Below are 22,079 nucleotides of genomic sequence, written 5' to 3'. Positions count from 1 at the left end.
GAAGAGCGAGGCGCGGTCCGGAGCGCGCCTCGCGGCAGGAGGCGCGCTCCGGAGCGGGGGCTTCGGCTCAGTCGGCGCCGAACTTCGCGCGCAACGCGGCGAAGGCGGCGTCGGTGCCGGCCAGCGCCCGGTCGATGTCGGCGTCGGTGTGCGCCGCCGACAGGAACCAGTTGTGCCACGGGTGGAGGTAGACCCCCTCCTTCAGGCACGCGCCGGACCAGTACATGCCCTTCTCCAGGGTCGTGTCGCCCTCGAAGGAGAGCCACGGGATCTGCACCGGGCCGGTCTGCCTGACCACGAACCCGTGGGAGGCCGCCTGCGCCGCCAGCCCCTCACGCAGCCGCGTCCCGGCCCGCTCCATCAGCGCCGGGCCGTCGATGTCGCGCAGCGTCTCGATGGTGGCCTTGGCCGCGGCCATGGCGACGGCGGAGAACCAGAACGACCCGGTGGAGTACAACGTCTGCGCCGGGCCGCGCAGCGCGTCGGTGCCGGTGACCGCCGCGATGGCGTAGCCGTTGGCCATCGCCTTGCTCCATGCGGTCAGGTCGGGGCGCACGCCGAGCGGCTCCCACGAGCCGCGCAGGTCGAGCCGGAAGCCGGCGCGCACGTCGTCGATCACCAGGGCGGCGCCGATGCGGTCGGCCAGGGCGCGCACCCCCCGCGCGAACGCGGGGTCGACCGGCTCCTGGTCCTCGAAGGAGTCGTGCTTGAACGGCGTGACGATGATCGCGGCCACGTCCCCCTCAGCCTGGGCGGCGGCGGCCTCGGCGCCGGCCAGGTCGTTGTAGGGGTACTCGATCAGGTCTGCGCGCTCGCTCGGGGTCGTGCCGGCCAGGCTGGGAGTGCACCACGGGTCGGCCCCGTGGTAGGCCCCGTGGGCCACCAGCACCTTGGAGCGCCCGGTCGCGGCGCGGGCCACCATAAGCGCCTGGGTGGTGGCGTCGGTGCCGTTCTTGGAGAACATCACCCAGTCGGCCGAGGGGATCAGGTCGACCATCAGCTCGGCGAGCTCCACCATGACCGGGCCCGGCCCGTTCAGGCAGTCCCCCGCGGCCTGCTGGGCGGCCGCCGCCTGCTCGACGCGCGGGTGCCGGTGGCCGAGGATGACCGGCCCCCAGCTGCACATCAGGTCGAGGTACTCGCGCCCGTCGGCGTCCCACTGGCGGCAGCCCTCGCCCCGGACGAAGAACTGGGGGTAGCCGGGGGCGAAGATCGCGGCGTTGAGGTGGCCGTACATGCCGCCGGGGACGACCTTGGCGGCCCGGTCGCGCAGTTCGGCGTCGGACACTCTGTCGGACATGTGCTCAGATCCCTTCGGTGGCGGGCAGCGCCCCGGCGCCCTCGTCGGCGAGGCGCTGGAGGTGGTCGACGGTCAGGCCGTCGAGTCCGGCGTCGGAGCCGAGGCCCCCGGCGACCCGGGCGGCCAGGGCGGTGCCCAGGCGGGCGGCGCCGGTGACCTCGTGCCCGGCGAGCAGGCCGGCGATGAACCCGGCGCAGTAAGCGTCGCCGCATCCGGTGGTGTCCACGACGGGCGTGCGCAGGGCGGGCACGCGGACCGTCCCGTCGGCCGTGGCGACCAGGCTGCCCTCGGCGCCGAGGGTGATCAGCACGCCCGCGGGGCCCTCTGCGAGCAGCATGGCCGCCGCCTCCTCCACCGACGACGCGCCAGTGATCATGAGTGCCTGCTCCTCGTTGGGCAGGAAGTGGTCGACGTGCGGCAGGAAGGCGCGGGCGCCCTGCATCAGGTCGGGCATGTTGGACAGCAGGTCCATCGTGACCAGCGTCCCGCCCTGCCTGGCGGCGGTGAGCAGTTCGAAGAAGGCCGGGTCGTGCAGGCCCCAGGTGACGTCCATGCCGCCGAGGTGGACCACGCGCGCCCCGGTCACCTGGGCGGGGTCGAGGTCGGCGGCGGACAGGGTCAGGTTGGCGCCGGGGACGTGGAAGGAGGGCCGCCCGCCGTCGGGGCGGATGGGCAGGATGGAGGCGGCGGTCTGCTCGCCGGTCTTGCGCACGACGCCCCGCACGTCCACGCCGTGCCGTTCCATGAGCATCAGCAGCAGGTCGCCCAGCTCGTCGTGGCCGACCGCGCCGGCCGAGGCGACCGGCACCCCGAGCTTGGCCAGGTCGACGGCGGTGCCGGCAGCGGCGCCCGCGGCCGTCACCCTGATCTGCTCCAGCAGGTGGGTGTCCTGGCCCTGGGGGATGGACTCCACGGGCCGGGCCAGCACATCGACGATGTGCACCCCCAGCGTGAGGACGGTCATGGCGCTTCCTTCGTCCGATACGGGGATTACGCGGATTGCCGGATAATAGACGGGCGCCCGACTAAAATGTCAAGGCGTGGTCGGGTCACATCGGGACCCGCCGTGAAGGGACGGGCATGCCGAAGATCGTCAATCACCGGGAACGCCGCGAGGAGGTCGTGGACGCCGCCCGCAGGGTCATCCTGCGCGAGGGCATCGACGCGGCGACCACCCGGGCCATCGCCAAGGAGGCCGGCTACTCCAACGGCGTGCTCACCCACTACTTCGCCGACAAGGACGACATCCTGCTGTCGGCGCTCAGGGCCTCCCATCGGCGCATCGTGAGCCGCCTGAAGGACAAGCTCACCGGGCGCTCGGGCCTCGCGGCGCTGCGCGAGGTGCTCCTGGACAACCTGCCCCTGGACGAGGACCGCGAGCAGGAGACCGCCCTGGAGGTCGGGTTCTGGGGCCGCAGCCTGGCCGGCGGCCGGCTGCTGGAGGTGCAGCGCGAGGAGGCCGGCGAGCTGCGCTATCTGGTGCGCACCCTGCTCGACGCGGCCGCGGCGGCCGGCGAGATCACCACCGGTGAGGACCTCGACGACGTCGCCGCGCGGCTGCTCGCCCTGGTGGACGGGCTGAGCCTGCACCGGCTGCTCTACCCCGACCGCCTGCCGCCCGGTTCCCTCACCCGGCTCATGGGCGCCGAGCTGGACCGCCTGACCCCGTGAGCGCGGGCGGGACCGCGCCACGGCATCTTGACCGCACGCCGGCACGCGGCGGGGACCACGAGGAGAACGGAGCGAGATGAGGCTTGCGCGCGAGCGGGAACGGCTGTGCGACATCGGCCGCCGCATGGTGGAGACCGGGCTCGTGCTCGGCACCTCGGGCAACATCAGCGTCCGCGACGGCGACCTGGTGGCGGTCTCGCCCGGCGGGGTCGCCCTGGACCGGCTCACCCCCGAAAGCTGCCCCGTCCTGGACATGTCGGGCCAGGTGCTGGAGGGCGGCCGCAAGCCCTCCTCGGAGGTGCCGATGCATCTGGCGCTCTACGAGAGCACCGGCGCCGCGGCGATCGTGCACACCCACTCACAGAACGCCGTCGTGGTGTCGGCCACGATGAGCGAGCTGCCGGCGATCCACTACAACGTGATGCTGCTCGGCGGCCCGGTCCGCGTGGCGCCGTACGCGACCTACGGCACCCCCGAGCTCGCCGGCAACGTCCGCGCGGCCCTGGAGGGCCGCCTGGCGGCCCTGATGGCCAACCACGGGGCCGTCGCCGTCGGCGCCGACCTGGAGCAGGCCCTTGAGGCCGCGCGCCTTCTGGAGTGGCTGTGCGCCGTCTACGTCCAGGCCCGGACGATCGGCGAGCCGCGCATCCTGTCCGAGGCCGAACTGGCCGCCGTCGTCGAGCGCGCCGTCCGCGGCTGACCCCCCGGCGACGACTCCGGGCGGCCGTCCCGGTGGGACGGCCGCCCGGACTGGAGCGGGGCGGGCGTCAGTCCGTGCGGTGGGACTCGTAGCGCATGGTGCGCGACACGCCGACGCGGACGGTGGTGCCCGGCAGGATGGGCACCGGCTCGTTCGGCGGGATGTCGTAGAAGTTCGGGTCGCCGGGCGGCTGCACCTGGGTGCCGTTGACCGAGCCGAGGTCGATCAGGTTGACGTCCCAGCCGTCCAGCCGCACCCGCAGGTGGCGGCGGGAGACCGAGCCGTCGGGGCTGGTGACCCTGGCCGGGCGCGCCTCGCCCGAGGTGACCTCCGGCGCCCGCTCGGGGTCGCGTCCGAGCAGGTAGTCGCCGTCCAAGGTCAGCGCCAGGCCGTCGTCCAGCAGCAACACCCCGAGAGGCGGGCGCTCCCCCTTGTAGGGCACCAGCGTGCGCTGCACCAGGGCGATGCCGCAGACCGCGCAGTAGGGCACGCGCGGGTCGTTGAAGTGGTCGTTCTTGCAGTCGACCCCGTAGACCATGGGCCGGCTGAGCGGCTCGGGCGCCGGGCCGGCCTCGGTGGGCTCCAGGAGGGCGCCGGGGGTGTCAGGCCGGTCCTCACCGCCCTCCAGCAGGTAGGACTCGAAGCCGGACGCCTCGCCCTCGCCGGGGCCGCCGGGCGCCGCGCCGGGGTCCACGGCGGCCATCTCGGGGTCGGTCAGCAGGGACGGCGACGCCTCGTGCTCGCGCTCGGGGGGCGGCGCGGAGGCGAGAGGGGCCGGCTCGGGCAGGGAGGGCACGGAGGGCACGGACATCGGCGCCGCGCCCATGCCGTACGGCGCGCCCGCGCCGGGCTCGGGACGGGACGGCTCGGGCTCGGCCAGGCTCGCCCCGCCGGACGGCCCTGGCCGGCCGGGCGACGCGGACGCCCCGGAGGGACCGGACAGCCCGGAGGGGCCGGACGCCGTCACCGGGTCGGGCCCGGGGAAGGGATCGGCGGCCATCGCCTGGCGCACATTCCCGGACCCCTCGGCGGCCGGGCCGCCGGCGTCCTGCCCCTCGGTGAAGGAGCAGATGACGCCGCCACCGGGGATCACGCCCGCGTCCAGCCGGGCCCGCCTGATCGGCGGCCCGGCGTCCGGCAGGCGCAGCTCGACGGCCGACACCGGCCCGGCGACCAGCCGGTCGGTCCAGGTCAGGGCGTCCTTGCCGTCGAGGCGGACCTCGGTGCCCGGCCCGGTGATGGACGCCTGGGCGTCCCCGCTGACCAGCACCGCGATGCCGCCGCCCACCGGGCCGGCGAGGGCGCAGGCGATCGGCTCGGCCGTCATCGACCGCGCGAGGACCTGGGCGGCGCGCCGGGCCAGGGCCCTGCCGTCGCCGCCGGAGGCCGCGGTCTCGCGCACCGCGGACAGCAGCTCCTCGGCGACGGCGTCGGCCGCGTCGCACACCAGCAGCAGGCCGCCCACATGGGCGATCAACCCGTCGCCGGGAAGCGGACGCACCACCCCCACGCCTTGCTCCGTCACAGAACTCTCCCTCTCCGAAAACGCCACCGGATGGACGGCACCCGCATCGGGTCGCCCACCACCAGCCAAACACTAATCCGGACGACGGCGAACCGTGTCCGGAGGGTGGCGGGCGGGACCGGGTCGATGAGGCTGCCGATGGCACCGGACCGTAGCAAAAACCACAGCAGAAGTCCCTCCGCGACCAAGGTGAGCAGACCGAACAAGCTCCGCCTTTCTCCCCGCGGATCGGCTCCTCATGCCACGCCGGAACCGGGCGGAGGAGAAGGCCGAGGAGCGCCGTGCCGGGACGGGCCCGGTCGCGGCGCGGTCCCGGTCGCGGACGGGCGGGCGGGTCAGACCCCGCTGAAGACCCGGTTGACGTCGGCGGTGACCAGCACGCCGTAGACGTCCCCGCCCCGCTCGACCAGGAGGTACTCCCCCGAGGGGGTCTCGCGCATGGCGTCGATCAGCGACTCGCCCGCCAGGTCGGCCGGCAGGACCAGCGAGGGTTCCAGGCTGCGCGACAGCGCGCCGACGCTCACCCAGGGCCGCCGCTGCTCGGGCGTGGCGGCGACGGCGGCCTCGTTGACGATGGCCGTGGGGTGCCCATCGTGGTCGACGACGACCATGGCGCCCGCCTGCGCCTCGCGGGCGCGGCGCATGGCCTCGGCCAGCGGCACCTCGGCGGTGACCGCGATGGCGCGCCTGGCCAGCGTGCGGGCCTGGAGGTGGGGCATGCGGGCGCGCACCTTGGCCACCTGCAGCGACTGGCTCGCGCCCATCCAGATGAAGGAGGCCAGCAGCACCGACCACAGCACCTGGCCCCAGTCGGGCTCCTGCTCGGTCACCCAGGAGGAGCCCAGGGTCAGCACCACCAGGGCGACGGCGAGCCCGCGCCCGAACCAGGCGGCGGCCTTGGTGCCGGTGACGGAGTTGCGGGTGAGCTTCCACACACCGGCCCGCAGCATGCGGCCGCCGTCGAGCGGCAGGCCGGGCAGCAGGTTGAACACCCCGACGATGAGGTTGGAGACCCAGAGCTGCAGGATCAGCACGTACGGGATGGTCTCGGCGGGCACGACCAGGCTGACGGCGAACCCGGCGGCGGCCAGGCCCAGCGACACCAGCGGGCCGACGAAGGCGACGAGGAACTCCCGCGACGGCGTCTCGGGCTCGCGCTCGATCTCGGAGACCCCGCCGAGCATGTAGAGCGTGATGCGCCGCACCGGCAGCCCGAAATGGCGGGCCATCACGCAGTGGGCCAGCTCGTGCAGCAGCACCGAGATGTAGAGGAAGACGGCGAAGACGAAGGCGACCAGGTAGGTGGTGAAGGTGGTCCTGCCCGGCAGGTGGTCGGCCACCACGGGCTGGAAGGTGTAGGTGATGAACGCCGCGACGATCAGCCACGTCGGCGACACGTAGATGGGAATGCCGAACGGGCTTCCCATGCGCAGCCCCGGAGACGCAGGCCGTTGCGGGGTCTGGGTGCTCATGATTGTCGTCGTCCCTCCTCGTGCCTCGATGCTACGCGCCTCGCGGCGCGGAAAGACCTGCCCGAAGGGCGCCCCCGGCCTGAAGTGTCGCCCGGCTGACCTACAGTTCCGGCATGAGCATTTCGGAGCCGCCCGCGATCATCGGCAGTCTCTCCCCCTCCCGCGCGGGTGACTTCATGACATGTCCGCTGCTCTACCGCTTCCGGGTGATCGACCGGCTTCCCGAGCGCCCCTCCCCGGCCGCCGTGCGCGGCACGCTGGTCCACGCGGTGCTCGAGCGGCTGTACGACCTGCCGGCCGCCGAACGCGACGTCGCGGCGGCGCAGGCACTGCTCGACCCGCAGTGGACCCGCCTGCTGGAGCAGTCGCCCGAGTACTCCGCCTTGTTCGAGGACGACTCCGAGCACGAGCGCTGGATCGGCCAGGCGCGCCAGATGCTCGAGCGCTATTTCGCCCTGGAGGACCCGCGCCGCCTGGAGCCGGCCGAGCGCGAGCTGTACGTCGAGGCGGTGCTCGACAGCGGGCTGATGCTGCGCGGCTACATCGACCGCGTCGACGTGGCGCCCACCGGCGAGGTGCGGGTGGTCGACTACAAGACCGGCAGCGCGCCGGGCCGCGACTTCGAGGCCAAGGCGCTGTTCCAGATGAAGTTCTACGCGCTGGTGCTGTGGCGGCTGCGCGGCGAGGTGCCCCGGCTGCTGCAGCTGATGTACCTCGGCAACGGCGAGATCGTGCGCTACGCCCCCGACGAGGCCGACCTGCTGGCGACCGAGCGCAAGGTGCAGGCGCTGTGGGAGGCCATCGAGCGCTCGCTGACCACGCGCGAGTGGCGGGCCCGCCGCTCGCGGTTGTGCGACTGGTGCGACTACCAGGCCCTGTGCCCGGAGTTCGGCGGCACTCCCCCGCCGGTGCCCGACCGGCGCCCCGGCGACACCATCAGGGGCGCCCGCCGCGCGGCCACCGACGAACTCTGAAGCTCAGGCGCCGTCGGCGCCCCCCTCCTCGTCGAGGTGGGGCGGGATGCCCAGGGCGGCCTCGTCCGGCCCGCGGTGTTCCGGGCGCCAGGAGACGTCCGACCCCTCGGCCTGACGGCGGCGCTCGGCGCCCACCATCTCGCTGACGGTCTCGCGCACGCGCCTGACGGTGTCGAGGTTGGCGTGCCGCTGGGCCTCGGGGATGTCGCGCCGTCCGTAGCCGAAGTGCATCACCGGACCCCCTCCGTCCGCCGTCGCTCTGGACGAGGTCTCCCCGCACGCTCACGATGAAGCTGTGGCATGTTCGTCATCGCCTCCGCCGTTCACGCCGCCACCGACCGCTCACCGTTCCCAGAATGCCGCCGGTCGACTACGTACGGTACTCATTGAGATCCATTGCGTATTCGACACTTTGTGTGTAAAGACTTGTGGAAGGCGTCAGGAGACCAGTAAGAACCGACGAACGGAGCGAGATGCCCGCCCCCCGAGAGCTCGACCCGGCCGCCTCCGCCCAGGCCCTGTTCGGCTACGAGCTGCGGCGTCATCGCACCGCGGCCGGTTGGACGATGGAGCAGCTCGCACAGAAGATCTGCTTCTCCGTCGCGCTGGTGGGCATGGTGGAGAACGCCCGGCGCTCCCCATCACGCGACTTCGCCGAGCGCTGCGACAAGGCGTTGCAACTGGACGGCGCCCTGCTGCGGCTGTGGCCGTTCATCAACCGCGCCTCGACCCCGTCCTGGTTCCGTCCGTGGCTGGAGGTCGAGCGCGAGGCGGCCACCCTTCGCACCTGGGAGCCGCTGGTGGTCCCGGGGCTGCTGCAGACCGAGGAGTACGCGCGGGCGATCTTGCTGGGTGAGCCCCGCGTGACTCCGGAGGACGTCGAGGAGCAGGTGGCGGCCCGCATGGAGCGCCAGCGCATCTTCGAGCGTCCCGAGCCGCCCATGCTGTGGGCGGTGCTCGACGAGGCGGTGCTGCACCGGCCGATCGGCAGCGCGCAGGTCATGACCGCGCAGCTGCACCGCCTGCTGGAGGCCGGAGCGCTGCCGTGCGTGACGATCCAGGTCGTCCCCCTCAGCGCGTACTCCACCACAGGGCTTGAAGGGGGGTTCATTATCGCCCAGACGCGCGGCCTGCCCGATACCGTTTACCTGGAGTCCGCAGGTCACGGCCAGGTCGTCGAGCGGGCGGCGGAGGTCGAAGAGCTCACCGTTCGGTACGAAGTGATCCGCGCTGAGGCGCTTCCCCAGCGCGCGTCACTCGAGTTGATCAGGGAGACGATTCAGCGATGGACCACCTGAAGGACGAGCTGCGCGAAGCGGCATGGTCGAGATCCCCCTACTCCGGCAGCAGCGGCGGCAACTGCGTCGAGGTGGCCCGCCTGCCCGGCGGCCGCGTCGGCGTGCGCGACAGCAAGCGCCCCGCCGGTCCCCCGCTGGTCTTCGCGGCCAGCGAGTGGACCTTGTTCAGTCACGGCGTGAAGGCGGGGCACTTCGGCGCCTGAGCCCTCCCGTGGTCCGTACGGTCGCCGGCGAGACCGTGCGGATCCCCGAAAGCGGCCCGTCCTCACGACGGCCCGCCCGGAAGGCGGGCGCCCGCGTCCGTCCACCGCCGCTCAGGCGGCGCCACCAGGAGACCGGCGATCCTTCCGGGTTTCGGAACCGGCCGGGATGTTGCCCTCTTCGACGTACTTGACCAGCAGTCGCATCGCCTCGGCCGACGGCGTGCCGGGCTCGACGGTGTAGATGAACAGCGTCTGGTCGGGGTCTCCAGGCAGCGACAGCGTGTGGTAGGTCATGACGATATCCCCGACGATGGGATTGTCGTAGCGCTTGATCCCCCTGACCCTCTCGTGGACGTCGTAGCGCGCCCACAGCCGCCGGAAGTCGGCGCTGTCCTTCGTCAGGCCGTGGATCACCTCGGCCAGCCGGGGGTCGTCGGGGCGGCGGCCGAACTCGAACTTCAGCATGGCGGCGACGTTGGCGGCCACCCCCTCCCAGTCGTCGTGCAGCCTGCGGGCGCGCGGATCGCAGAAGATGTACCGCGCCATGTTGCGCTCGGCGGCCGGCATGGCGTAGAAGTCGCAGCACAGCGCCCTGAGCAGCCGGTTGGCGGCCAGCACGTCGCAGCAGCGGCCGATCACGAACGCCGGGATGCCGCCCAGTTCCAGGCTCTCCAGAAGTTGGTAGGTCTCCCGGGCGACCCGCTGGGGCCGGCGCGGAGGATGTCCGCGCGCGGGGCCCGCCCCCGCCAGGTCGAGCAGATGGGTCCGCTCGGTCTCGTCCAGCCGCAGAGCGCGGGCGATGGCCGCGAGGACCTCGCGCGAGGCGTTGCGGCTGCGGCCCTGTTCCAGGCGGGTGTAGTAGTCGACGCTGACCCCGGCCATGCGGGCCAGCTCTTCGCGCCGCAGCCCCGGGACCCGCCGCCGTCCGGCGGAACGGTCGTCCTGCGGCTGCTCGGGACTCAGCCGGTCACGGCGTGATCGGAGGAACTCCCCCAGTTCCGTAGCATGGGCCATATGTCCAGTATGTCGGGTTTGTTGAATGTCGCCATGCCGGGTCGCGCCTAGCCTGGTACTGGTGGTCCCGGTCTAAAGGGTGCCAGTTCAGACCCCTGTTCTCCGCCCTCCCACGTGCTTTGCTGGAAGAGCATCACCTGACAGGCCCACCAGTGACGCCGGACGTTCACCTCCAGACGGCCGGAAGGAGGACGACATGACCGATTCGATACTCAAGGCGACGCTCGACCGGCTCGACCGGGCAGGCAGGCAGGCCGATCGGGCCACGGCCCGCGCCGAGCAGGCCATGCGCCAGACCGCGGCCGTGCTTGAGGAACAGCGCCGCTTCGCCATCGACGCCTCGCACGAGCTCCGCACCTGCCTGGCCGGCCTGCGCGCCGAACTGGAGGAGGCGCGCATGCACCCCGACCAGACCGACCTGGGCGAGCTGCTGGAGCGGACGCTGGCCGGCGTCGGCCGCCTGCAGGCCGCCATCGGCGACCTGCTCCTGCTCGCCACCACCGAGCAGGGGGAGCCGCGCGAGTCCGAGCGGGTCGACCTCGGCGAACTGGCCGCCGAGGCGGCGCCGGAAGGCGCCGACGTGGTCTGCATCCCGGGCCACGGGGTCACCGTCGAGGCGGTGCGGCCGGACCTGGCGCAGGCTCTGGCCATCCTGCTCGGCCGGGCGCGGCGCGGCGAGGGCGACGGCACGGTGGTACGCGTGCGGGTGCGCCGCGACGGCGACTGCGCCGAACTCACGGTGACCAGCGACGGGGCGGCCGCGGAACACGAGCGGATGGAGCGCCTCACGCGGCTGGACACCTTCCCCCGGGGCGACCAGGCCTGCCTGAGCCTGGCGGTCGCGCGGGGCATCGCCCACGCCCACCACGGCACGCTGTGGGCCTACCTGCGGCCGTCGGGCGCGAGGAGCTTCGTGCTGCGCCTGCCCGTGGCCGCGTCCGGCGACGGGGACACCGCCGACCTGGAGCGGGTCGCGCGCGCCCCCCGCCCCTTTCGCGCCGCCTGAACCGACCGGCCGGCCGGCCCCCGCGCCGGCGTCGCGATCGGCGGCCGGCGGCCTGCCCGGACCCACCGGACCCGAGCCGCCGCCCGCCGCCCGGCCGGTGGTCCTTCCCCGGGATGAGGACGATATCCATCCTCAGCAGGGTGGCGAACAGCACGGAAGTCCTAAATTGAGAGGGTGCGCACGACCCCCGGCAGCCCGCGAGCCTGGCTCAGAGCCCATCCTCTGATCGGCGACTCGGCCCTCGCTCTTCTCATCACCGCGCTGTCGGCCGCCACGGTCGTGGTCAACGCCGCCGGCGCCCCCACCGCCGGGGTCGGCCCCACCAGGTCCCCGGACGCGCTCAGCCTCGTCCTGATCACGCTCACCTGCGCGGCCGTGGCGCCGCGCAGGCGCTGGCCGCTCGTGCTGCTGTGCCTGGCCGAGCTGCCGCAGGTGGCACTGGCCGCGCTGGACTACGACGCAGGGCTCACCGGGCTGGTGTCGCTCATCCTGCTCTACACCGTGGCCGCCTATCGGGGGCTGGCGCTGAGCCTGGTGGCCGCCGCGGTCGTCTCCCTCTCCCATCTCACCTCGATGCTCCTCGGCGCGGACACCGGCGGCTGGGGGCAGCAGACGTTCGTCGTGGTCGTGGCGCTGACGGTGTGGGTGGTGGGCCGCTCGATCCGGCTGCGCCGGGCCTACCTCGCCGAGCTCGTCGACCGGGCCGAGCGGCTGGAGCGGGCCCGGGAGGCCGACACCCGCGCCGCCCGCGCCGAGGAGCGCTCGCGCATCGCCCGCGAACTGCACGACGTGGTGGCCCACCACGTGAGCGTGATGACCGTCCAGGCCGCGGCGGCCCGCAAGGTGCTGGACACCCGTCCGGAGGCCGCCAAGGACGCCCTGGTCGCCATCGAGGAGATGGGCAGGACCGCCATGCGCGAGATGCGGGGCATCGTGGGCGTGCTGCGCACCGACGGCGAGGCCGGGGAGCGCGCGCCCCAGCCCGGCATGGGCGACCTGCCCGGGCTGGTCGACCAGATGCGCGAGGCGGGGCTGCGGGCGCAGCTGTGGGTCGAGGGCGAGCGGCGAGCGCTGCCGCCGGGCATCGACCTGGCCGCCTACCGCCTGGTCCAGGAGGCCCTCACCAACAGCCTGCGGCATGCCGGGCCGGCGGCGCGGGCATGGGTGACCGTCCGCCACGACCCGGGCGAGCTGCTGGTACGGGTGGAGGACGACGGGACGGGCGTCAACGGGGCGAGCCCGCGGGGGCCGGACGACCGGCAGGGACACGGTCTGGTGGGCATACGCGAACGAGTCTCACTCTATGGTGGAATCCTGCGAATCGGCCCGCGCCAGGGGGGCGGATTCGAGGTACGGGCCCGTTTCCCCCTCAAGGACTCACACACATGACAATCAGGGTGCTGCTGGTCGACGACCAACCGCTGCTGCGCACCGGCTTCCGGCTGATCCTCGAGGCCGAGCCCGACATCACGGTCGTCGGCGAGGCGGGCAACGGGTCGACGGCCCAGGACCAGTCGCGGGCGCTGCTGCCCGACGTGGTCCTCATGGACATCCGCATGCCGGGAGTCGACGGCATCGACGCCACCCGGCGCATCGTGCGGGACGCCGCGCCGGGCGCCCACGTGCCCCGCGTGCTGGTGCTGACGACCTTCGACCTGGACGAGTACATCGTCGAGGCCCTGCGCGCCGGCGCCAGCGGCTTCCTGCTGAAGGACGTGCCGCCCGAGGAGCTGGTGCAGGCGATCCGGGTGGTGGCGGCCGGGGACGCCATCGTCGCGCCGAGCGTGACCCGGCGGCTGCTGGACAAGTTCGCCACCCGGCTGCCCTCGGCCCACCAGCAGGCCACCCCCGCCCGCGTGCACCGGCTGACCGAGCGCGAGCTGGAGGTGCTGCGCCTGATCGCCCGGGGCATGTCCAACGCCGAGATCGCCGCCGAGCTCGTGGTCAGCGAGACCACCGTCAAGACCCATGTGGGCAACGTGCTGACCAAGCTGGCGCTCCGCGACCGGGTGCAGGCCGTGGTCCTGGCCTACGAGACCGGCCTGATCACCCCCGGCGCCATCCCCTGATCACCGACGTGACCGCCGGCTTCCGCCTCACCCGGTCCTGCCCCGCGTCATAGTGACGTCAGCGCCTCGAACGACACCTCCACCGAGACCGGATCGTCGAAGGACAGACGCCGGGTGTGCCCGCACCTCAGCTCGTATCTCCCTTCGGACAGCCGATGCTCCTCGATGAGTTCCACCTCCTCGCCCGCCTGGTCGAGGAAGACCAGGAGATAGACCGGAATCCCGGCCGCGGCATAGGCGGCCTTCTTGTCGACGGTGTCGGTGCGATACGAACTCTCCGGCGAGACGATCTCCACCACGAGCAGGGCGTCCGTCGCGTACAGGCGCCGGTCGCCCGGCAGGCAACGGAACACCGTGACATCGGGGCGCCGGAGATTGAGGGGAAGGTCGCTGATGCGGACGTCGACGTCGGTCTCCACCATCAGGCAGGGCTCCGGCTTGCGAGCCTGCTCCAGCGTCGCGGCCAGCCGTCTTCCCACCCGGTTGTGCATGCGTGAAGGACTCTCGCACTTGACGATATGACCGTCGATCACCTCGATCGTGCGGCAGAAGTCCTCAGGCAACGCCTTGTAGTCCTCCGCCGTGATCTGGTCGGGAATCCAGCGGTACCAGTCACCGGGCACGCGACTCGTCATGGCCATACCTTAACGACCACCCTTCGCCCCTCCACGTCCACATCCACTCCACGTGATGACATGGACACTCTAAGAAGTCGCCAAGGGTGCGTGCGGCCGAACGGGGGATCTCATCTGGGAGATGAGCCCCCGCCGCCGCGGCGATCGGGCAGGGTTACTCCGCGGCCGGGCCGGGCGCGGCGGGGACGGCGTCCGCGGGGGGCGCGTCGTTCGGGGAGGGGACGTTCTCCGGGAAGTGGCAGGCGGCCTGGTGGCCGGGGGCCAGCAGCGTGAGGGGCGGCTCCACGGTCTTGCAGATCTCCTGGGCCTTCCAGCAGCGCGTGTGGAACCGGCAGGCCGGCGGCGGGTTGATCGGGCTCGGCACGTCGCCCTGCAGGCGGATGCGGTCGCGCCCGCCGCGCCCCTTGACGTCCGGCACCGGCACGGCCGACAGCAGCGCCGTGGTGTAGGGGTGCATGGGCGTCTCGTACAGGCCCTTGCGGTCGGCGATCTCGACGATCTTGCCGAGGTACATGACCGCCACCCGGTCGCTGATGTGCCGGACCACCGACAGGTCGTGGGCGATGACCACGTAGGTGAGGTCCAGCTCGTTCTGCAGGTCCTCCAGCAGGTTGACCACCTGGGCCTGGATGGACACGTCCAGAGCGGACACCGGCTCGTCGGCGATGATGAGCTTGGGCTTGAGCGCGAGCGTCCGGGCGATGCCGATGCGCTGCCGCTGGCCGCCGGAGAACTCGTGCGGGTAGCGGTTGTAGTGCTCGGGGTTGAGCCCGACCAGCTCCAGGATCTCCTGGACGGCCTTCCGTGTGCCGTGCTCGGTCTTGACGCCCTGGATGCGGAACGGCGCGCCCACGATCGCGCCGACCGTGTGGCGCGGGTTGAGCGAGCTGTAGGGATCCTGGAAGATCATCTGCATGTCGCGGCGGAGCGGCCGGAGCGCGCCCTGCGACATGTGGCTGATGTCCTTGCCCTCGAAGACGATCTTCCCGCCGGTGGGCTCGAGCAGCCGGGTGATCAGCCGCCCGGTCGTGGTCTTGCCACAGCCGGACTCGCCCACCAGGCCGAGGGTCTCGCCCTTACGCACGTCGAACGACAGGCCGTCGACGGCCTTGACCGCCCCCACCTGGCGCTTGATCAGGCCCTTGGTGATCGGGAAGTGCTTCTCCAGCCCGTCGACGGACAGCAGGGCCTCGGGCGTCTCGCTCACACCGACTCCAGGTTGGGCTTGATCTCGTTCTCCCAGATGGCGCGCCGTTCCTCGGGCACCATGTGGCAACGCACCAGGTGCCCGCCCTCGCTCTCCAGGAGCTCGGGCACCACGGTCTTCGCCCTGCCGTCCGTGCGCCCCTCGAAGGCGCAGCGCGGGTGGAACGCGCAGCCGGGCGGGACGTTGATCAGCGACGGCGGGGTGCCCTTGATGGGCATGAGACGCTCGGTGCGGTCGCGGTCGAGCCTAGGCATCGAGCCGAGCAGGCCCCAGGTGTAGGGGTGCTCGGGGCGCTCGAAGATGCCCTCGGCCGAGCCGTACTCGATGCACTTGCCGCCGTACATCACCAGGATGTCGTCCGACAGCTCGGCGACCACGCCGAGGTCGTGCGTGATGATGATCAGCGCGGAGTTGAACTCCTGCTGCAGGTCGCGCATCAGGTCCAGGATCTGCGCCTGGACGGTCACGTCCAGCGCGGTCGTCGGCTCGTCGGCGATCAGCAGCTCGGGGTCGCACGACAGCGCCATGGCGATCATGGCGCGCTGACGCATGCCGCCGGAGAACTCGTGCGGGTAGCTGTCGACGCGGCGGTCCGGCTGCGGGATGCCGACCCGGCCGAGCATGTCGATCGCGTGCTTGCGGGCGACCGCCTTGCTCACCTGGTTGTGGATGCGGTACGCCTCGATGATCTGGGCGCCCACGGTGTAGTAGGGGTGCATGGCCGACAGCGGATCCTGGAAGATCATCGCCATCTTCTTGCCCCGCAGCGTGCGGACGTGCTCGGCGCTGCTCGCGACCAGTTCCTCCCCGTCCAGCCAGATCTCGCCGGAGATCTTGGCCCGGCCGCCCTTGTGCAGGCCGAGAATGCCGAGGCTGGTCACGCTCTTGCCGGAACCGGACTCGCCCACGATGCCGAGGGTCCTGCCGCGCTCAAGGGAGAACGACAGCCCGTCCACCGACTTCACCAGGCCGTCATCGGTCGGGAAGTGGACCCGCAGGTCCTTCAGCTCCAGAAAACTCATGCGAGCCTCACTCTCGGGTCGACCACCGCGTAGAGCAGGTCGACCACCAGGTTCGCCAGGACGACGAAGAACGCGGCGACCAGCACCACGCCCATGACCTTCGGCAGGTCCTGGTTGGTGATCGCGTCGATGGCGTACTTGCCGATGCCGGGCAGGGAGAAGGTGCTCTCGGTGAGCACCGCGCCGCCCATCAGCAGGCCGAGGTCGAGGCCGAAGATGGTCAGGATGGGGGTGAGCGCCCCGCGCAGGCCGTGCTTGAAGACGACCACGCGCTCGGTGAGCCCCTTGGCCCTGGCCGTGCGGATGTAGTCCTCGTTCATCGTCTCCAGCATGCCCGACCGCGTGAGGCGCGCGTATCCGGCGGCGTACAGGAAGGCCAGGGTGATCCACGGCAGGATCAGACTGTAGGCCCACTGGGCGGGGTTGACGAAGAACGGGGTGAAACTGCCGCCGGGCGCCGTGATCGCGAGCGGACGGCCGTAGCTGAAAAGCACGAGGGAGACGATGCCGGTGAAGAAGATGGGCAGCGACACCCCGGCCAGGGCGATGCCCATCGCGGCCCGGTCGAACACGCTGCCGCGCCTCAGCGCCGACACCACGCCGGTCGCCACGCCGGCGATCAGCCACAAAACGGCCGCGCCGAGGGCCAGCGAGATGGTGACCGGCAGCCGGCTGAGCAGGTCGGGCCACACGGGCAGGCGGCTGAGGAAGGAGTAACCCAGGCAGGGCGCGGGGCAGTGCTCGGTGGTGGGACCGTAGCTGTAGTCGGCGCCGGCGACGATGCCCTTGGCGAACCTGCCGTACTGGACGATCAGCGGATCGTTGAAGCCGAGCCTCTCAGCGGCGATCTTGACCTGCTCCGCGGTGGCGGTACGGCCGACGTACCGGGTGGCGAGGCTCTCGGAGGTGGCGCCCGCCAGGCGCGGCACCAGGAAGAAGATGGCGAATGTGATCATGCTCACGATGGCGAGCATGACGACACCCCAGATCAGGCGCCGGATGATGTATGTGACCACAGTCCCCCCGGCTCCGGGGGCCGGCCGGTCGGCCGGCCCCCTGCCGCGTTCACGTGTCTGTCGGATCTAACGGATGATGCGGGCTTTCTACTGCAGGCCCATGTTGAGGTAGTCGTACATGCCGAACGCCTCGCTGTAGTACACGTTGGTCAGGCCCTTGCCGCGGATCAGCAGGCTCTTGGCCCAGATGCCCGGAAGGACGAACGCGTCGTCCATGACCTTCTGGTCGATCTGGCCCCAGATCGGCTCACGCTTGGCGACGTCGGTCTCCAGGCTCGCCTGGTCCAGCAGCTTGTCCACCTCAGGGTCGCGGACGCTGATGTTGGAGGAACCACCGGTCTCGCGGATCACGCGGCTGTCGACGATCTGCTGCAGGAAGCCGTAGCCGTCGGGCCAGTCGGCACCCCAGCCGTTGATGGCCAGGCCCAGCTTGTTGTCCTTGGCGTAACCGGGCTTGCCGGCGTACAGCGCGAAGTAGTCGGCCTGCGGGAACGGCTTCAGCGTGAGCTTGATGCCGACCTTGCCCAGGGACTGCTGCAGCGCCTCGGCGGCGGCCTTCTCCTTCGGGCGCTCGGCGCGGTAGGCGATGTTGGTCTCGAAGCCGTTCGGCTGGCCGCAGGCCGTCAGGGCCTCCTTGGCCTTGGCGGCGTCGCCGTGGTTGTCGGCACCGGCCGGGTAGGGGTTGATGTCCTTGTGGCCGGGGATGCCCGGGGGCAGCAGGCTGGTGGCGATCTGACCGCCGGAGAACTCGCCTCCGTAGGCGGTCTGGTAGGCGACCTTGTCCGCGGCGTACTGCACGGCCTTGCGGCAGTCGAGGTTGTCCAGCGGCTTCACGTTGCCGTTGACCGAGGTGTACCACAGACGGGTGATCGTCGGGTTGTCGGTGGTGGCCTTGAGGGCCGGGTCGGTCAGCACGCGGCCGAGGGTGGCCGGCTGCGCGCCGGTGCCGGCGATGTCGACGTGCAGGTCACCCGAGAGCAGGCGGTTGTCGATGTCGTCGGCGTTGACGTTGGTGGTGACCTCGTAGCCGTCCGGCAGCGCCTTGCGGTTGGGGTCGGTGGCGGGGTCCCACTGGTCGTTGCGGACCAGGTTGAAGCCCTTGCCGATCTCGTTCTTGTCGAACTTGTACGGCCCGGAGGAGATCACGTGCTCCTTGTACTTGGCGCCGGTGTCCTTGTCCTTGGGGACCGGGATCGTCGCCGCGAGCTGCGCGAAGTAGTCGAAGCCGCTGTAGGACTGCTTCAGGTGGAAGACGACCGTCTGGTCGTCGGGGGTCTCGATCGCGCTGTTGGTGTCGGCGTCCTTGGACTTGTAGGCGCCCTTGTAGCCCTTCGGCCAGTTCAGCGTGTCGTTGAAGTAGGTGTACCCGTCGGGGAACACCTCCTTGTCGAAAGACCGCTCGACGGCGTACTTGACGTCCTTGGAGGTGATCGGCGTGCCGTCCTCGAACTTCACGCCCTGCTTGAGCTTGTAGGTCCAGGTCTTGGCGTCGTCGCTCGGGACGCCCAGGGTCTCGGCGAGGTCGGGGACGAGCTCGGCGCTCTCCTTGCCGGGGGCCGGCTTGAACATCACCAGGGCGCGGCCGTACAGGCGGATGAAGTCCCAGGAGTAGCCGTAGTAGGTGTCACCCGGGTCCAGGGAGTCCCAGTCGCCGGCGTTGGCCAGCTTGATGATGCCGCCCTTCTTGTCGGAAGGGTTGAACACCTGCGTGAGGGCGGCGTTGAACTCCGCCTTCGCGCCACCACCGGCGGGCGCCGCGCCCGACTGGCTCGGCGACGTCGCCGTGCCGCCGCCACAGGCGGACAGCCCCAGGGCGAGAACCGCACCCAGGGCGGTCACCCCCAGTGTGGTTTTTCTCTTCATCTACAAAACCCCTTGTTGTCGGGAGCCAGAGAACTTGCGGGGAGATCGGGTCGAGCTCAGCGGGCTCGCGGGTCCAGGGCGTCGCGGAGGCCGTCGCCGAACAGGTTGAAGGCGAGCACCGTGATGAAGATCGCCATACCGGGGAAGAACATGAAGTGCGGGATCGTGTAGAACCGCACCGCGTCCGACAGCATGCCGCCCCAGGTGGCGGTGGGCGGACGCACACCCACGCCGAGGAACGACAGCGCCGCCTCGAACAGGATGTTGGTCGGGATCAGCAGGGTGGCGTAGATCAGGATGGGCGCCACCAGGTTCGGCAGCATCTCGCGGAAGATGATGTACGGCCCGCGGGCGCCGAGGCTGCGGGCGGCGTCGATGAACTCCCGCTCGCGCAGCGACAGCGTCTGACCGCGCATGATGCGGCCGATGTAGGGCCAGTTGAAGAATCCGATGATGAAGACCAGCAGCGAGACGCGCAGGGCGTCACCGGACAGGCCGAAGGCGGAGTCGGGCACGACGCCGGCGAGCGCGATGGCGAACACCAGCAGCGGGAAGGCGAGGAAGATGTCCATCGCCTTGCTGATCACCGAGTCGACCCAGCCGCCGAAGTAGCCGGCGACGATGCCGAGAACGGTGCCGATGCACACCGAGAGCAGCGTGGCCAGGAAGGCGATCAGCAGCGAGATGCGGGCGCCGTAGACGACGCGGCTGAAGATGTCGCGGCCGTTGACCGGCTCGACGCCGAACAGGTGGTCGCCGCTGATGCCGGTGCCGTCCTTGGGCGCGAGGGTCTCGGAGCTGATGAGGTCCTGGTTGAAGTCGTTCGGGGGGTGCCCCAGCCAGGAGACGATCAGCGGGGCGAAGATCGCCACGAGGATCAGGAAGATCACCACGCCGGCCCCGGTGAGCGCCACCTTGTCCCGCTTGAGGCGCGTCCACGCGATCTGGCCGAGCGATCGGCCCTCGATCGCCTTGCTCTGCGTCCCCTCGAGCACGGCTTCCGGCATGGCCTGAAGCTCCGCGCCGGAGACGTCGAGCGGTGAGGTCATAGTTGTCGGCCCCCTGGATCCCAGACGACTGTGGCTGTCCGATGCGCCGCCCGCCGCCGGGTGGCCACAGGCTTCGCCCATCTTCGGGCAGGCCGCGGGTGTGCGACCCCCGGACGCAGAATCTACGTGCTGAGCTGCACTGACCAGTACCTGAGCACGCTATGTGGCTCAACTGTGATTCATGCGAAATTCATTCGTGTTGATCTTGAAGCGAATGTCCTGGGGGTGTAGGGATTGTGTCGCGGAACCGTGACACTGTGCCGGAAGCCTCGCGGGCGTAGGGGCTGCGGCGCCACAGACCCTCCGGCGCCCCTCCCGCGAGGCCGGAAATCATGGCCGGAAGACCCTGCTGGTGATCTTATCGCGGGCCTCCCGGCCCCCGATTTACCGATCTTGAGCTCGATACCGACGTTACCGGAACGTTACCTTCCGTCCATCCGGCGGCACCCGGGCGGCCTCCTTGCCCGGGCCGTTCCTTCACGACACGACAGACCCGCGCCAGGGCCAGAGGGACGCGGCGCCACCCGAGCCCAGGGCGACCCGCGCCGGGCCAGGACGAATCGAGGCGGCCCAAGAGCGCTAGCTGATGCCGCGGCGCTTGAGGATCTCCTCGATATCGGACAGGTCGTCGTCGGCGGCCGGCGCGGCGGGCTGTTTGCCGGGCAGCGGACGGCGCAACGGCTGGGTGGGTGCCGCGGCACCGGGCGCCGGGCCCGCCGTCGCGGCGGCTCGCCCGGCCGGACGCTCGCCCGCGGGGGCGGCGGCGCGGCGCCTGCCGCGCATGACGCCGGAGACCAGGAAGAGCAGCGCCGACAGCCCCGCCACGATCACCCCGGCCCACACCATCGGCGACAGGACCAGGCCGGTGAGGAACCCGGCGACGGCCGTGCCCGCCTGCCACAGGGCGGGCAGCGCGCCGGTGAGGTAGGCGGCGATCGGGATCAGCGACCAGGCGGCGCCGCGCAGGCCCGCGGCCGCCCCGCGCCTGCGCAGGGCCAGGAAGCTCAACACCAGCCCCGCCGCGCTCACCCCCGCGCACAGCGGCAACCAGGCGATCTGGTCATAGGACATAACGGCTCGCCCCCCTTGTCACGGCTCTCGCTCTCCATCCTGGCACGCGAGCGGGCGCCACCCCCTCCTCCTGGAGGATGGCTCCACCCCGGCTCACGGGGGATGCCGTCCCCTAAGGGACGCCGCCGGGGATGCCTCTTCGGGCGGCCGTCCGCGGCAGGGGCGCTCAGGAGGAGGCGGTGAGGTGGCGGAGCGTGGGGAGGTCCACCTGCTTGAGGGATTCCGCCACCAGGCGGCGGGCGGCGGGCGGGATGGGGAGCAGGCTGGGGACGGCCACGACCGCGCATCCGGCGGCCGTGGCGGAGGCGACGCCGGCCGGGGAGTCCTCAAGGGCGGCGCACCGCGCGGGGTCCACGCCGAGGGCGGAGGCGGCCATGAGATAGGGCTCGGGGTCGGGTTTGAAGCGCTCCACGTCGTCGCCGGTGACCACCACGTCGAACGCGTCGCCGCCGGGGACGCCGCCGAGGACCGCGTCGGCCATCAGGCGGGTGGAGGAGGTGACCAGGCCGGTGGGCAGGCCCGCCGCCTGGACCTCGGCCAGCAGCTCGGCCGCTCCGGGCATCAGCTCGAAGCCCTCGGCGATCAGGCCGAGGACGGTGTCGATCATCCACGCCGCCACCTCGCCGGGGTCGCGGCCGGAGCCGCTCCTGGCGAGCATGTAGGCGACGGTCGCCGACATGGAACCGCCGACCAGGTTCTCCTGGTCGGCGGCGCTCCACCCCGCGCCGAGACGCCGCATCACCGACCGCTCGGCCTGGAACCAGAGCTTCTCGGTGTCGACGAGCGTCCCGTCCATGTCGAAGAAGACCGCGTCCACTGTTACCCCCGCACCGATGACCCTCACGTACACGACGACCGTACCTGAGGCCCTTCCGTGCCCTCGGGGCGGTCAGACGTTGAAGTATTTGGCTTCGGGGTGGTGGACGATCAGGGCGGAGGTGGCCTGTTCGGGATGCAGCTGGAACTCCTCCGACAGGGTGACCC

The 22,079-nt window shown here is 71.5% G+C and carries 22 protein-coding genes; 8 read left to right on the top strand and 14 right to left on the bottom strand.

Annotated features, from left to right (window positions below; genetic code table 11):
- Positions 1 to 67: 67 nt before the first annotated feature.
- Positions 68 to 1,300 carry an aminotransferase class III-fold pyridoxal phosphate-dependent enzyme gene (locus ABZT47_RS37220; protein ID WP_354852758.1) on the bottom strand — a complete coding sequence of 411 codons (1,233 nt, stop codon included), beginning with the start codon at positions 1,298 to 1,300 and terminating at the stop codon, positions 68 to 70.
- Positions 1,301 to 1,304: 4 nt separating this feature from the next.
- On the bottom strand, positions 1,305 to 2,264 hold the full coding sequence (locus ABZT47_RS37215; RefSeq protein WP_354852756.1) for a sugar kinase: 960 nt from the start codon (positions 2,262 to 2,264) through the stop codon (positions 1,305 to 1,307).
- A gap of 116 nt (positions 2,265 to 2,380) precedes the next feature.
- Between ABZT47_RS37215 and ABZT47_RS37210 the strand changes: the two genes are divergently transcribed.
- Entirely contained in the window at positions 2,381 to 2,971 is a 591-nt protein-coding gene (locus ABZT47_RS37210) for a TetR/AcrR family transcriptional regulator (RefSeq protein WP_354852754.1), read from the top strand.
- Between the two features lie 76 nt (positions 2,972 to 3,047).
- On the top strand, positions 3,048 to 3,671 hold the full coding sequence (locus ABZT47_RS37205) for a class II aldolase/adducin family protein (protein WP_354852753.1): 624 nt from the start codon (positions 3,048 to 3,050) through the stop codon (positions 3,669 to 3,671).
- Positions 3,672 to 3,738: 67 nt separating this feature from the next.
- On the opposite strand, the gene ABZT47_RS37200 is transcribed toward ABZT47_RS37205, so the two are convergent.
- Both ABZT47_RS37200 and ABZT47_RS37195 read right to left on the bottom strand, forming a co-directional pair.
- Positions 3,739 to 5,196 carry an FHA domain-containing protein gene (locus ABZT47_RS37200; RefSeq protein ID WP_354852751.1) on the bottom strand — a complete coding sequence of 486 codons (1,458 nt, stop codon included), beginning with the start codon at positions 5,194 to 5,196 and terminating at the stop codon, positions 3,739 to 3,741.
- Positions 5,197 to 5,531: 335 nt separating this feature from the next.
- Entirely contained in the window at positions 5,532 to 6,668 is a 1,137-nt protein-coding gene (locus ABZT47_RS37195) for a site-2 protease family protein (protein ID WP_354852750.1), read from the bottom strand.
- A 113-nt stretch (positions 6,669 to 6,781) separates the two neighbouring features.
- On the opposite strand from ABZT47_RS37195, the gene ABZT47_RS37190 reads away from it, so the two are divergent.
- Positions 6,782 to 7,642: a RecB family exonuclease gene (locus ABZT47_RS37190; protein ID WP_354852748.1), complete on the top strand. Its 861-nt coding sequence runs from the start codon at positions 6,782 to 6,784 to the stop codon at positions 7,640 to 7,642.
- Positions 7,643 to 7,645: 3 nt separating this feature from the next.
- On the opposite strand, the gene ABZT47_RS37185 is transcribed toward ABZT47_RS37190, so the two are convergent.
- Complete coding sequence (locus tag ABZT47_RS37185; protein WP_354852746.1) at positions 7,646 to 7,876, bottom strand: hypothetical protein; 231 nt, start codon at positions 7,874 to 7,876, stop codon at positions 7,646 to 7,648.
- 239 nt (positions 7,877 to 8,115) lie between these two features.
- Between ABZT47_RS37185 and ABZT47_RS37180 the strand changes: the two genes are divergently transcribed.
- Both ABZT47_RS37180 and ABZT47_RS37175 read left to right on the top strand, forming a co-directional pair.
- Entirely contained in the window at positions 8,116 to 8,940 is an 825-nt protein-coding gene (locus ABZT47_RS37180; protein WP_354852744.1) for a helix-turn-helix transcriptional regulator, read from the top strand.
- Complete coding sequence (locus ABZT47_RS37175) at positions 8,928 to 9,143, top strand: DUF397 domain-containing protein (RefSeq protein ID WP_354852742.1); 216 nt, start codon at positions 8,928 to 8,930, stop codon at positions 9,141 to 9,143. Before ABZT47_RS37180 ends, ABZT47_RS37175 begins: the two co-directional genes overlap by 13 nt.
- 111 nt (positions 9,144 to 9,254) lie before the next feature.
- On the opposite strand, the gene ABZT47_RS37170 is transcribed toward ABZT47_RS37175, so the two are convergent.
- The gene (locus ABZT47_RS37170) at positions 9,255 to 10,157 is read right to left on the bottom strand and encodes a helix-turn-helix transcriptional regulator (protein WP_354852741.1); all 903 of its coding nucleotides are present in this window, start codon (positions 10,155 to 10,157) and stop codon (positions 9,255 to 9,257) included.
- A gap of 196 nt (positions 10,158 to 10,353) precedes the next feature.
- Between ABZT47_RS37170 and ABZT47_RS37165 the strand changes: the two genes are divergently transcribed.
- The 3 genes from ABZT47_RS37165 (at position 10,354) to ABZT47_RS37155 (ending at position 13,232) form a co-directional block, all read left to right on the top strand.
- A complete protein-coding gene (locus tag ABZT47_RS37165; protein ID WP_354852739.1) occupies positions 10,354 to 11,163 on the top strand; it encodes a HAMP domain-containing sensor histidine kinase in 810 nt (269 codons plus the stop codon).
- Positions 11,164 to 11,337: 174 nt separating this feature from the next.
- Positions 11,338 to 12,552, top strand: a complete 1,215-nt coding sequence (locus ABZT47_RS37160; protein ID WP_354852737.1) for a sensor histidine kinase — start codon at positions 11,338 to 11,340, stop codon at positions 12,550 to 12,552.
- Positions 12,549 to 13,232: a response regulator transcription factor gene (locus ABZT47_RS37155; RefSeq protein WP_354852735.1), complete on the top strand. Its 684-nt coding sequence runs from the start codon at positions 12,549 to 12,551 to the stop codon at positions 13,230 to 13,232. The genes ABZT47_RS37160 and ABZT47_RS37155 overlap by 4 nt, the downstream gene beginning before the upstream one ends.
- Positions 13,233 to 13,279: 47 nt before the next feature.
- On the opposite strand, the gene ABZT47_RS37150 is transcribed toward ABZT47_RS37155, so the two are convergent.
- The 8 genes from ABZT47_RS37150 to ABZT47_RS37115 all read right to left on the bottom strand — a co-directional run bounded on the left by ABZT47_RS37150 (position 13,280) and on the right by ABZT47_RS37115 (position 21,939).
- Complete coding sequence (locus ABZT47_RS37150) at positions 13,280 to 13,867, bottom strand: Uma2 family endonuclease (RefSeq protein WP_354852733.1); 588 nt, start codon at positions 13,865 to 13,867, stop codon at positions 13,280 to 13,282.
- Positions 13,868 to 14,021: 154 nt separating this feature from the next.
- A complete protein-coding gene (locus tag ABZT47_RS37145; RefSeq protein WP_354852731.1) occupies positions 14,022 to 15,074 on the bottom strand; it encodes a dipeptide ABC transporter ATP-binding protein in 1,053 nt (350 codons plus the stop codon).
- On the bottom strand, positions 15,071 to 16,096 hold the full coding sequence (locus ABZT47_RS37140; protein WP_354852729.1) for an ABC transporter ATP-binding protein: 1,026 nt from the start codon (positions 16,094 to 16,096) through the stop codon (positions 15,071 to 15,073). Before ABZT47_RS37140 ends, ABZT47_RS37145 begins: the two co-directional genes overlap by 4 nt.
- Positions 16,093 to 17,112, bottom strand: a complete 1,020-nt coding sequence (locus ABZT47_RS37135; protein WP_354852727.1) for an ABC transporter permease — start codon at positions 17,110 to 17,112, stop codon at positions 16,093 to 16,095. The genes ABZT47_RS37140 and ABZT47_RS37135 overlap by 4 nt, the downstream gene beginning before the upstream one ends.
- A gap of 87 nt (positions 17,113 to 17,199) precedes the next feature.
- On the bottom strand, positions 17,200 to 18,975 hold the full coding sequence (locus ABZT47_RS37130) for an ABC transporter substrate-binding protein (protein ID WP_354852725.1): 1,776 nt from the start codon (positions 18,973 to 18,975) through the stop codon (positions 17,200 to 17,202).
- Positions 18,976 to 19,031: 56 nt separating this feature from the next.
- Complete coding sequence (locus tag ABZT47_RS37125; protein WP_354852723.1) at positions 19,032 to 20,024, bottom strand: ABC transporter permease; 993 nt, start codon at positions 20,022 to 20,024, stop codon at positions 19,032 to 19,034.
- Between the two features lie 579 nt (positions 20,025 to 20,603).
- Complete coding sequence (locus tag ABZT47_RS37120) at positions 20,604 to 21,095, bottom strand: cellulose synthase (protein ID WP_354852722.1); 492 nt, start codon at positions 21,093 to 21,095, stop codon at positions 20,604 to 20,606.
- A gap of 166 nt (positions 21,096 to 21,261) precedes the next feature.
- Positions 21,262 to 21,939 (bottom strand): HAD family phosphatase, encoded by a 678-nt coding sequence (locus ABZT47_RS37115; RefSeq protein ID WP_354852720.1) that lies wholly within the window; start codon positions 21,937 to 21,939, stop codon positions 21,262 to 21,264.
- Positions 21,940 to 22,079: the final 140 nt, after the last annotated feature.

The sequence above is a fragment of the Sphaerisporangium sp. NPDC005289 genome, assembly GCF_040607455.1.
In the GTDB taxonomy this organism is placed as follows: domain Bacteria; phylum Actinomycetota; class Actinomycetes; order Streptosporangiales; family Streptosporangiaceae; genus Sphaerisporangium; species Sphaerisporangium rhizosphaerae.
The sequence above is the reverse complement of the archived record's forward strand: the minus strand, read 5'-3'. Positions and strand labels throughout refer to the sequence as shown.